The sequence below is a fragment of the Arenimonas sp. genome, from assembly GCF_019459675.1.
GTDB lineage: Bacteria > Pseudomonadota > Gammaproteobacteria > Xanthomonadales > Xanthomonadaceae > Arenimonas.
In genome coordinates this window covers 1-10,238 of the sequence record NZ_JAIBFH010000132.1, presented here as the reverse complement: position 1 = coordinate 10,238, position 10,238 = coordinate 1, and the positions used below count along the sequence as shown (strand labels likewise).

Annotated in this window: 10 protein-coding genes; 3 read left to right on the top strand and 7 right to left on the bottom strand. The window is 69.8% G+C overall.

Going from position 1 to position 10,238, the window contains the following annotated elements; genetic code table 11:
• Nucleotides 1-123: 123 nt before the first annotated feature.
• The 4 genes from K0M70_RS04760 to K0M70_RS04745 form a co-directional block, all read right to left on the bottom strand.
• Entirely contained in the window at nt 124-366 is a 243-nt protein-coding gene (locus K0M70_RS04760) for a hypothetical protein (RefSeq protein WP_290779966.1), read from the bottom strand.
• 240 nt (nt 367-606) lie between these two features.
• Nucleotides 607-2,508: a 1-deoxy-D-xylulose-5-phosphate synthase gene (gene dxs, locus K0M70_RS04755; RefSeq protein ID WP_290779963.1), complete on the bottom strand. Its 1,902-nt coding sequence runs from the start codon at nt 2,506-2,508 to the stop codon at nt 607-609.
• Between the two features lie 142 nt (nt 2,509-2,650).
• Entirely contained in the window at nt 2,651-3,730 is a 1,080-nt protein-coding gene (locus tag K0M70_RS04750) for a hypothetical protein (protein ID WP_290779960.1), read from the bottom strand.
• 86 nt (nt 3,731-3,816) lie between these two features.
• Nucleotides 3,817-4,464, bottom strand: a complete 648-nt coding sequence (locus tag K0M70_RS04745; protein WP_290779957.1) for an HNH endonuclease — start codon at nt 4,462-4,464, stop codon at nt 3,817-3,819.
• Between the two features lie 97 nt (nt 4,465-4,561).
• Between K0M70_RS04745 and pip the strand changes: the two genes are divergently transcribed.
• The gene (gene pip / locus K0M70_RS04740) at nt 4,562-5,503 is read left to right on the top strand and encodes a prolyl aminopeptidase (RefSeq protein ID WP_290779954.1); all 942 of its coding nucleotides are present in this window, start codon (nt 4,562-4,564) and stop codon (nt 5,501-5,503) included.
• 30 nt (nt 5,504-5,533) lie between these two features.
• Here the strand turns inward: pip and K0M70_RS04735 are convergent, their stop codons facing one another.
• Genes K0M70_RS04735 through K0M70_RS04725 form a run of 3 tightly spaced genes read right to left on the bottom strand, consistent with a single transcriptional unit; the run spans nt 5,534 to nt 7,537 of the window.
• Nucleotides 5,534-6,070: an NUDIX hydrolase gene (locus K0M70_RS04735; RefSeq protein WP_290779952.1), complete on the bottom strand. Its 537-nt coding sequence runs from the start codon at nt 6,068-6,070 to the stop codon at nt 5,534-5,536.
• 22 nt (nt 6,071-6,092) lie between these two features.
• Complete coding sequence (locus K0M70_RS04730; protein ID WP_290779950.1) at nt 6,093-6,974, bottom strand: 5'-3' exonuclease H3TH domain-containing protein; 882 nt, start codon at nt 6,972-6,974, stop codon at nt 6,093-6,095.
• On the bottom strand, nt 6,971-7,537 hold the full coding sequence (locus K0M70_RS04725) for a nitroreductase (protein WP_290779947.1): 567 nt from the start codon (nt 7,535-7,537) through the stop codon (nt 6,971-6,973). The genes K0M70_RS04730 and K0M70_RS04725 overlap by 4 nt, the downstream gene beginning before the upstream one ends.
• 134 nt (nt 7,538-7,671) lie before the next feature.
• Between K0M70_RS04725 and K0M70_RS04720 the strand changes: the two genes are divergently transcribed.
• Both K0M70_RS04720 and K0M70_RS04715 read left to right on the top strand, forming a co-directional pair.
• Nucleotides 7,672-9,912 carry a DUF1631 family protein gene (locus K0M70_RS04720; RefSeq protein WP_290779945.1) on the top strand — a complete coding sequence of 747 codons (2,241 nt, stop codon included), beginning with the start codon at nt 7,672-7,674 and terminating at the stop codon, nt 9,910-9,912.
• 76 nt (nt 9,913-9,988) lie between these two features.
• Nucleotides 9,989-10,159, top strand: coding sequence for a hypothetical protein (locus K0M70_RS04715; protein WP_290779942.1), 171 nt, complete (start codon nt 9,989-9,991; stop codon nt 10,157-10,159).
• Nucleotides 10,160-10,238 lie beyond the last annotated feature (79 nt).

Genomic DNA, 10,238 nt, shown 5'->3' with positions numbered 1-10,238 from the left:
ATCAGCATCAGGGTCTTGCGCATCTCGTCTCTCCTGCAATCACGCGGGCGGGAAGCCGCCCTCGCAGGGTCCAACGACCGGTCGCCGCGGATTCATCCGGGGCGGCGGGGAATGGCGCCGAATTCAGCGTGAAAGCCGCCCCCGGGCCCCGATCGCGCGAGGCTCGACCCGCAGGTCGGCGGCGACGCGGCCGCGGCCGTAGACCAGATCGGGACCGCGCGCGCCCAGGTCGCGGGCCTCGGCGGCGAGGGCCTGCACCGGATCGCCCCGGCCCTGCCGGCGGGCCAGCAATCCGGCCACCAGCGGCGCGGCGAACGAGGCCCCGCGCACCGAGACATAGCCTTGACCGGGGCCGGCGGCGGCCATGTCGGCGCCGGGGGCGGCCAAGTCGATCAGGGGGCCCCGGGGCGCCCGGGGCGCCGGCTGGGGGGCGGGCGGCGGCCTGCGGCCAGGTGTCGTTGTCGACGGCGGCGGCGGAGCCAGCCCAGGCAAGGGCCAGCACAAGTGAAGCGGCGGCAACACGGCGGACCTGTCGCATGGGCGTTCCCCTGGCGTTGGGTGACGCCCGGCACTCTAGCAAACCGCCGCCGGGGCGGCGCAGCCCGCTCAGCCGATGGATGCCCGCACCGGTACGCCGGCCAGTGCCGGCCAACGGCGAAGCAGCGCCGAGCGGATGCCGTCGGCGTCCAGGCCGGCTTCGGCCAGCAGGTGTTCGCGGCTGGCGTGTTCCTGGTAACGGTCGGGCAGGCCCAGGTGCAGGATGGGCAGGGTGATGCCCTCGGCGGCCAGCAGTTCCGCCACGCCGCTGCCGGCGCCGCCCATCACGGCGTTGTCCTCGACGGTGGCGAAGCCCTGGTGGCTGGCCGCCAGCTCAAGCAGCAGCGCGCGGTCGAGTGGCTTCACGAAGCGCATGTTGACGACGGTGAGGCCCAGCTCGGCGCCGACTTTTTCCACCGCCGGCAGCAGGGCGCCGAAGCAGAGCAGGGCGATGCCGGCGCCGCGACCGCGCAGTTCGGCCTTGCCGATCGGCAGCGTGTCGAGCGAAGGCTGCACCGGCACGCCCGGGCCGCTGCCGCGCGGGTAACGCACGGCGGCCGGTCCGGCATGGCGGAAACCGGTGCTGAGCATCTGCCGGCACTCATTCTCGTCCGCCGGCGCCATCACCACCATGTTGGGGATGCAGCGCAGGAAGCTGAGGTCGAAGCTGCCCGAGTGCGTCGCGCCGTCGGGGCCGACCACGCCGCCGCGATCAATGGCGAACAGCACGTCCAGGCCCTGCAGCGCCACGTCGTGGATCAGCTGGTCGTAACCGCGCTGCAGGAAGGTGGAGTAGATGGCGACCACCGGCTTGGCGCCTTCGCAGGCCATGCCGGCGGCCAGCGTGACGGCGTGCTGTTCGGCGATGGCGACGTCGAAGTAGCGCGCCGGGAATTCCCTGCTGAAGCGCACCAGGCCCGAGCCTTCGCGCATGGCCGGCGTGATGCCCATCAGCGCGTCGTCGGCCGCGGCCATGTCGCACAGCCAGTCGCCGAACACCTGCGTGTAGGTGGGCTTGGCCGGCGCGGGCTTCTTCACGATGCCCACGATGGGGTCGAACGGGCCCACGGCGTGGTACTCGATCTGGTCGCCTTCGGCGCGCTCGTAGCCTTTGCCCTTGGTGGTGATGATGTGCAGCAGCTGCGGACCCTTCAGGCCCTTCAATGTCTTGAGCGTGGACAGCAGCGCCGGCACGTCGTGGCCGTCGATGGGGCCGGTGTAGTGGAAACCCATCTCCTCGAACAGGGTGGAGGGCACGAACATGCCCTTCCAGTGTTCTTCCCAGCGGCGCATGAAGCGTGCGGCCGGGCGGCGCTTGTCGCCCAGCAGCTTCTTGCCGCCTTCGCGCAGCGCGTTGAGCGTCCGGCTGCCCGACATCCGGCCCAGCATGCGGGTCAGGCCGCCCACGTTCTCCGAGATCGACATGCGGTTGTCGTTGAGCACCACCAGGAGGTTGGGCTCGGGGTCCATGCCGCCGCCGTGGTTGAGCGCCTCGAAGGCCATGCCGGCGGTCATTGCGCCGTCGCCGATCACGGCCACCACCTTGCGCTCGTCGCCCCGGGCCTGCAGCGCGATGGCCATGCCCAGCGCCGCGGAAATGGAGGTGGAGCTGTGGCCGACGCCGAAGGTGTCGTAGTCGCTCTCCTCGCGGCGCGGGAACGGCGCCACGCCATCTTTCTGCTTGACGGTGTGGATGGTGTCGCGGCGGCCGGTGAGGATCTTGTGCGGGTAGCACTGGTGGCCGACGTCCCACACCAGGCGGTCCACGGGCGTGTCGAACAGGTAGTGCAGGGCCACGGTGAGTTCGATCACGCCCAGGCCGGCGCCGAAATGGCCGCCCGACTGGCTGACCGCTTCGATCAGGTAGCCACGCAGTTCGTCCGCGATCGCGGCGAGTTCGCTTTCCGGGAACTCGCGCAGGTCGGCGGGAACAGTGATGCGGGACAGGCGCGGATAGCGCTGGGAATCCATGGCGGAGCGGGTACCTTCGGGTCAGGTGCAAATTGTCCGGCACCGGGTTCGCCGGGGCAAGGCACTACACACTGCCGTTCAGGCAGTGACGACGCCGTGGCTTTCGATTTTCGGGGCGCGGGCCGGCGGGCCGGCCCCTGTATCAGCGGCGGAAACGGCCCAACAGGCCGCCGCCCTTCGCCGCGTCGGCCGGCGCCGGCGCCACGGCGTCGGGTTCAGCCACGCCACTGGCGAGGCAGGCATTGACGTAGTCCATCACTTCGCCCAGCGGCGTCGTGCTCAGCGTGGCGATCTCGGTGAGGTTCGCCGGCCCCTTCATCATCACCGTGGCGATGCGGAAGTGCTTGGGGAACTCACGCTCGGTCTGCGGCCACTTGAGCAGCTTGTACTTGTCGTTCAGGCCATAGCCGGGCATCAGCGCCCCGTTGCCACTGCTGAGCGCGCAAAGCCAGGCCAGGCGCGACCACGGCTGGCTGCCGCCGACGCTGGCGGCGATGGCAGGCAGGTCGGCGGCCGCCACCGGCTGCAGGTCGGTGTCCTTGATGGTCGCCGCGCAGTGGGGCAGCAGCGGCTTGAGTGCTTGCCCGGCCAGGTAGGTCTGGCTGGCGGGATCGAGCACCAGGTCGGGCGCCCCGTCCAGCTGCAGCCGGACCGGGCCCGACAGGGCCCCCGGGCGAAGCAGGTCGGCCAGGCGTGGGTCAGCCTTCGGGGCGACGGCCGGCGTGGCCGCCGGCTCGGCCGCCGGGGCAGCGGGCGCGGCGGCTTGTTCAACCACAGGCGCCGCGGGCACGACCGGCGTTGGACCCGTCACGCGCTCGGCGGCGGGGATCGGAGCGGGGGCCGGGGCCGCCGCGGGGGCGGGATCAGCGGCCGGGGCAGGCTCGCCTGCATTCGACGCGACGGGTTCCCGGGCCGGGCGGCTGTCTATCCGGGCCATCAGGTCGGCCAGGGCCTCGTCGGTCACCGGGCGGGTGAGTACATAGTCGGTTTCAGCGCGGCCGCCGGCGGTCAGCGCCACCAGCACCTGGCCCGAACCGATGGCCTTCATCAGGCTCATCTGGCCGTACATCGAGTCCATGTCGATCACCAGCACGCCCGCGGCATTTTCCGGCGTCAGCGTCCAATGTCCGCCCAGCCGGCTGTTGGCCCGCTGGAAAACCGCGGTCACCTGCGCCTCTTCCTCGCGGGAAAGGCCGGCGAAACAGATATTTGTATTGCTCATCAAAAGTGTTCCCCCTGGTCACGCCAACCTTGGGCGGCGTGAAGGACGGCAGTGTCGGCCGCCGGCAAGGGTCCCGTCAAATGGCGTCAGACGGGCCGTCGGGGGTGCTTGGGCAGGTGGTTTTTCAGGAACGCCATCTGGTCGGCCAGGATGTGGCGGTTGGACAGGATGAGGTGTTCGACCCAGCTGGGCCGGTAGGGCACCGCCAGCAGCGGCATCCCGGCCTGCTGCGGCGTGCGGCCACCCTTGCGTGAATTGCAGTGGTAGCAGGCGCAGACCACGTTCTCCCAGACATCGCGACCGCCGCGGGACACCGGCATCACATGGTCGCGGGTGAGCGAATGGCGGCCGTATTCCTTGCCGCAGTAAAGGCACAGGTTGGCGTCCCGCGCGAACAGCGCTGTGTTGGTGAGGGCGGGCGAGGGCGGCAGAGCCTGCACGCGGGCATGGCTGCGTGCCGCAACAATCGGGTGGAGTTCGATGATGCTCTGCAGTCCGCTGGCGCGGCTGGTGCCGCCGTGCACCGTCAGGCAGGGCACGCCGAGGGTCCAGGCCACAGCGCCGCGGACGTAAAGGCAAACGGCGTCCTGCCAGTGCATCCAGTCGAGGATGCGTCCATGGGCGTCCAGGGACAGGACGCGCGGCAGTGAGCTTTCGTGGGCGGAAGCGGGCCCGACCGGGGGGAATGCCGTCCCGGTGCCCACCAGGCTCAGCTGCGGCGGTGGCGTACCCATTGAGGCCGAGCATACGCCATGCCCGTGACAGTTCACACCCGGGGCGGGCGGCTGCGCGGGCTAGAATCGGGGGCACCCCATCGTCGGCGAGAAAACCATGCGCGGCCTGTATCCGGACATTGAACCCTTCGACAGCGGTTTCCTGCAGGTGGACGATCGCCACCGCCTGCACTACGAACAGTGCGGCAACCCCGACGGCAAGCCGGTGGTGATACTGCACGGCGGCCCCGGTGCCGGCTGCGGGCCGCGCATGCGTCGCTTCCACGACCCGTCGCGCTACCGGATCATCCTTTTCGACCAGCGCGGCTCGGGCCGCTCGACGCCGCATGCCGATCTCACCGACAACACCACTTGGGACCTGGTGGCCGACATCGAAAAGCTGCGCGAGCACCTGGGCGTGACGCGCTGGCAGGTGTTCGGCGGCAGCTGGGGTTCCACCCTGGCGCTGGCGTACGCGCAGGCGCATCCGGGGTGTGTGGCCGAACTGGTGCTGCGCGGCATCTTCATGCTGCGGCGCTGGGAGCTGGAGTGGTTCTACCAGGAGGGCGCGTCGCGGCTGTTCCCGGACGCGTGGGAAAAATACCTCGCACCCATTCCCGAGGTGGAGCGCCACGACCTGATGAGCGCCTACCACCGCCGGCTGACTTCGCCGGTGGAGTCGGTGCGACTGGCCGCGGCGCGCGCCTGGTCGGTGTGGGAGGCCAGCACCAGCTTCCTGCGACAGGACGAAGCCTTCATCAACAGCCATGAGGACGAGCACTTCGCGCTCAGCTTCGCCCGCATCGAATGCCACTATTTCGTCAACGGCGGGTTCTGGGACGTGGACGACCAGCTGTTGCGCGACGCACATCGCCTGAAGGGCATCCCCGGCGTCATCGCCCATGGCCGCTACGACGTGGTTTGCCCGGTGCGCAACGCCTGGGACCTGCACAAGGCCTGGCCGGAATCCAAGCTGGAAATCGCGCCCACCTCGGGCCATTCCGCTTTCGAGGACGAGCTCACCGACATCCTGGTGCGTGCCACCGACGGCTACCGCTGACGGCCCTGCCGGCCCGCCCCGGGCCGGCGCTCAGGCCGGCGTGCCGTCCGGGTTGCGGTCCAGCAGCCACAGGCCGGCCCAGAGCTTGGGGTCCATGGAATAGCCCGCGGCCATTTTTTCGGTGAGCCAGCGCGGCGCGTCGGCCACCGGCACTTCGTGCACGGTGATGTTTTCGGATTCGTCGCCGCCGCCGGCGTGGACGCGGGTCAGGCCGCGGGCGCGCACGAAGGCGATCAGTTCATTGCTCATGCCCGAGCTGGTGGGGCCCACCATCAATACCTTCACTTCGGACGCCTGCCAGCCGGTTTCCTCCCCCCGCGCGCGGCGCGCCGCGGCTTCCATGGTGTCGTGCGCGTCCAGGTCGCCAACCAGGCCGGCGGGCATCTCGATGGTCGGGGCGTCCATCGGCACGCGGAACTGTTCAACGAACAGCAGCTTGTCCTCGGGCGTGACGGCGATGACGATCACCGCGCTTCCGGCATTGGTGCGCTCGGCGTATTCCCAGTGCCCGCGCTTGACCAGCCGCAGGTAGTTGCCTTCGCACAGGGTGGTGGGTTGATCGGTCATCGTTGGGTTCCAGGGCAGGAGGTCAGGCGGAAAGCAGCCGCCTGCGCGTCATCGGGCCGAAGCGCACGTCGTCACAAAGCGCTTCGAGGGCAGCCGTGTCGAGGGCGCGTCGCGTGGCGTCACCGAGGTCGGCGGGCAGCGGGGCGTTGACGTCTATGGTCGCCAAGCGGCGTGACAGCAGTGCGATGTCGCGGTGTTCGACCAGGCGCCGCGCATGTTGGGCGCTGCCGCGCAGGCTGAGGTAGGGCACTTCGGCCACGCGCGCCAGCAGTTCGTCCAGGCTGGAGAAGTGCGCCAGCAGGGCCGCCGCGGTCTTGGCGCCGATGCCAGGCACGCCGGGGATGTTGTCGATAGCGTCGCCGGTCAGCCCCAGGTAGTCGGCGATCTGATGCGCATGCACCCCGTAGCGGGCCTTGACGCCGTCGGCGCGCCATCGCTCGTTGCGGGCGTAGTCCCACTGTTCGTCGTCCACGTCCAGCAGCTGCGAAAGATCCTTGTCGGCCGAAATGATCAGCCCGGCGTGGCCGGCGCGGCGCACCTGGCCCAGGGCGGCGCCGATCAGGTCGTCGGCCTCGTAGCGGCCGTCCGACAGCACGGGCAAGCCCAGCGCACGGCACACGCGCTGGCAGTAACCGAACTGTCGCTTGAGCTCATCGGGCGCCGCGTCGCGGTTGGCCTTGTAGGCCGGGTAGATGTCGTTGCGGAAATTCGAGTCCAGCGACTCGTCGAAGGCGATCGCGATGCGCTCGGGCCGCTGCCGCTCCAGCAGTTCCAGCACGAAGCGGGTGAAGCCGTGGACGGCGTTCACCGGCCAGCCTTCGCGGTCATTGAACTCCGGGGGCATCGAGTGCCAGGCCCTGAAGACGTAGAGGCTGGCGTCCACCAGGTGGACCGGGCCGCTCATGGCGACCAGTCGGTCAGCAGGCTGTGGACGTCGGGGCGCAGGCGTTCGGGGGCCTCGGCGCTGGCCGTGCCGATGTGGATAAAGCCCAGCACCGACTCGTTGGCGGCAATGCCCAGCCTGGCCTTGACCACCGGATCGTAGGCGGGCCAGCCGGTCAGCCACTGTGCGCCGAAGCCCAGCGCCTGGGCGCCCTGCAGCAGTGCGAAACAGACCGCGCCGCCGGAAAGCAGCTGTTCCTGCTCGGGAACCTTGTGGCCCGGGGTCAGGCTGGCAATCACCGTCAGCACCAGCGGCGCATGGGAGAAGCGCTGGCGGTCTTTTTCCACGGCGGCCGCCGGAGATGCGGGGTCGCGCTCCAGGCCGCGCGCAGCCAGCAGTTCACCCAGCGCCCCTCGCGCCTCGCCCTGGATGCGCAGGAAGCGCCAGGGGATGAGCTTGCCGTGGTCGGGAACGCGCACCGCGGCGGCCAGGAGCGCCTCAATCTGGTCCGGGTCCGGCCCCGGCGCGCCCAGCAGGCGCGACGGTACCGATCGGCGGCGGGTCAGGAAGTCGAGATCTTTCATTTACCCCAGATTACCATCCGTTCTCCCTGTTGCCCCATTGGAGCGATTTGCGAATACAGTCACAGAATCAGCATCACTGGCTGCGGCACACTGCCCCATAGCGCGTAAACCTCCCCCCGGACGTGCCAAGACCCATGAGCGACACCACCTTCCAGAAGCCCGATTGGCAGCCCACTCCCGCAAACCGGGAGCTGCTGGCGGCCATGCGGCGTCGGAGCACCGAGCACCTGCAGGCCGTGCTGGCCCGCGTCTTCGCGCGCGCCGACGACTGGCTGTTCGACCTGGCCAAAAAGGACGGTGCGCCGGACGGCTCGCCCTACCTTCACGCCATGCGCTCGCTGCGCACGTCGCGTGCTCCCATCGAGCGCGGCTTCCGCGAGCACCTCGACGAGGGCTTCTCCGCCCTGGATCGCCAGGGGCTTCCGGTGGCCGTTCGCGAAGAGCGCGCCACGGAGCTTGCGCTGATCGAGGTCAGCGAACTCGAAGAACACCTTGCGGCAAACCTCACCGCCGAGGCGGTGATGCGGATCCACGGCACCCAGCTCGATGAACTGGCGGCCCGGCTCTCGCGCATGTGCGGCGTGGCCCAGCTCGACCCCGCCATCAACCCGGTCAGCGCCATCAGCCTGGCAGGCTTCATCCGGGGCGCGCACAAAGACGTGGACATGCCGGCCGACGTGCGCATGGTCCTGTTCAAGTATTACGAGCGCGAACTGATCCATGACCTGCGCGACCTGCTGACCGACCTCAACGGCCGCCTGGCGGCCGCAGGCTTCCATCCGCCTGCCGCCCAGAAGCCGGCGGCGCGTCCGCAGCAGGCTGCCCCGATGCAGGCGCCGCCCATGTCGCAGGACGGCTATGCCGGCGCCGCGTCCGACTACGGCAGCGGCTCCCACCAGGCAGGGTCCGCCGCCGCGCCCGAAGACCGGGCCATCTACGACGCGCTGTTCCAGCTGCTCCACGCCTGGCGCCCCGACCATCAGGCGGGCGGGACCCGCAGCCAGGACGCAAGCGGCGGCGACCAGCGCCCCATGGCCGCGCCGGAAATGATGTCGGTGCTGTCGCTGCTGCAGGGCAGCGTGCCGGCTTCGGTCACCGAGGCCATTCGCCGCCCGGATGCCTCCCTGGCCGTGCTGCTCAAGAACGAGCTTCTGCAGAGCGCCAGCCGCATCGGCCTGCCGCCCGAGAAGGTCAGCATCAGCCAGGACGACGAGGACGCCGTGGACCTGGTCGGCATGCTGTTCGACGTGATGTTCGACGAGCGCGACTTCGAAGAGGGCTCGCGCACGCTGATTTCCCGCCTGGTGGTGCCCTTCGTCAAGGCGGCGGTGATGGACCGTCGTCTGTTCCTCTACAAGACCCACCCGGCCCGCCGCCTGCTCAACTCCCTGGCCGAGGCCTGCGAGGGCAACCGCGGCGAGGGCCCGCAGGAGCGCGAACTGCTGCAAAAGGCCGAGAGCACCGTCGACCGCCTGATCTCCGAGTTCAACGAAGACATCGCCATCTTCGAAACCCTCGAGCAGGAGCTGCGCGCCTTCCTCGACCAGCACCGTCGCCGCGTCGAGCTGGCCGAGCGCCGCGCCGCCGAGGCGCAGCGGGGACAGGAGCGCCTCGAGCAGGCTCGCGACCTCGCGGCCAAGGAGCTCGAACAGCGCACCCGTGGCCTCAAGCCCACCCCGGCGATGGAAGAGTTCCTCAGCCGTTCCTGGACCCATCACCTGTCCATGATCGCGCTGCGCGAAGGCCCTGAAAGTGGCTCCTGGCAGACCGCGCTCGCGCTGGCCGACCAACTGCTGGCGCTGGTGCCGCGCGAAGGCCAGTCCGGCAAGCCGATCACCCCGGCCATGCATGCCCTGCGCGATCCCATCGAGGTCGTCCTGGCCAGCTCCGGGATCACCGGCGAGGCGGCCACCGAAATGGTGCGCGCCATGGCCGACAGTCTCGAACTGATGGCGCTGGGCCTGACGCCGCCCCCCGTGGTGCTTCCGGGCCTGGATAACGTGGTGCCGATGCCCGACCGTCGCGCCGCCAACGTGGCCGCGGACCTCAAGCCCCGGCTCGAGGTGGTGGGCGGCACCGACAACCTCAACGTCAGCGACGACGACGTCGAGCTGATGCGCCAGCTCAAGGTGGGAACCTGGATCCATATCGCCGGCGAAGACGGCAAGCACCACCCGGTGAAACTGTCCTGGGTCAGCCCGATCTCGTCGCGGCTGATGTTCGTCAACCGGCGCGGCGTGCGCGTGCTGGTGGCGTCGGTGGAAGAGCTGGCCGCCATGAAACAGGAGGGCAACCTGCTGGTTCGCGAACAGGAAAACGTCTTCGACCAGGTGCTGCACCGGGTCATGGGCAAGCTCAAGACCGATTTGGCCTGAAGGGCCGGGGCGGCCCCTGCCGCCGCGGCGGTGCTTCCGGTAGCATCAAGCCCACTGGTCCCGGGGAGTGGTGCGCATGGCGGTCAACATCGTTTTCGTCCGTGAGTCGGCCAGCGGCGAACGCCGCGTCGCGCTGACCCCGGAGACGGCGAAGAAACTTTCGGCTCTGGGCGCCACGATCCTGATCGAGCGCGGTGGACGGGAGCCGCGCCACATACGCGACGCGGTCGACCCGGGCGCCCGATAAGAAGCCCCACCCCCCCCACAGCAATCGCAAGCCGCCGGGCAGGTATGCGTGCACCCGCCCCCCAACCCCCCGGAGGGGC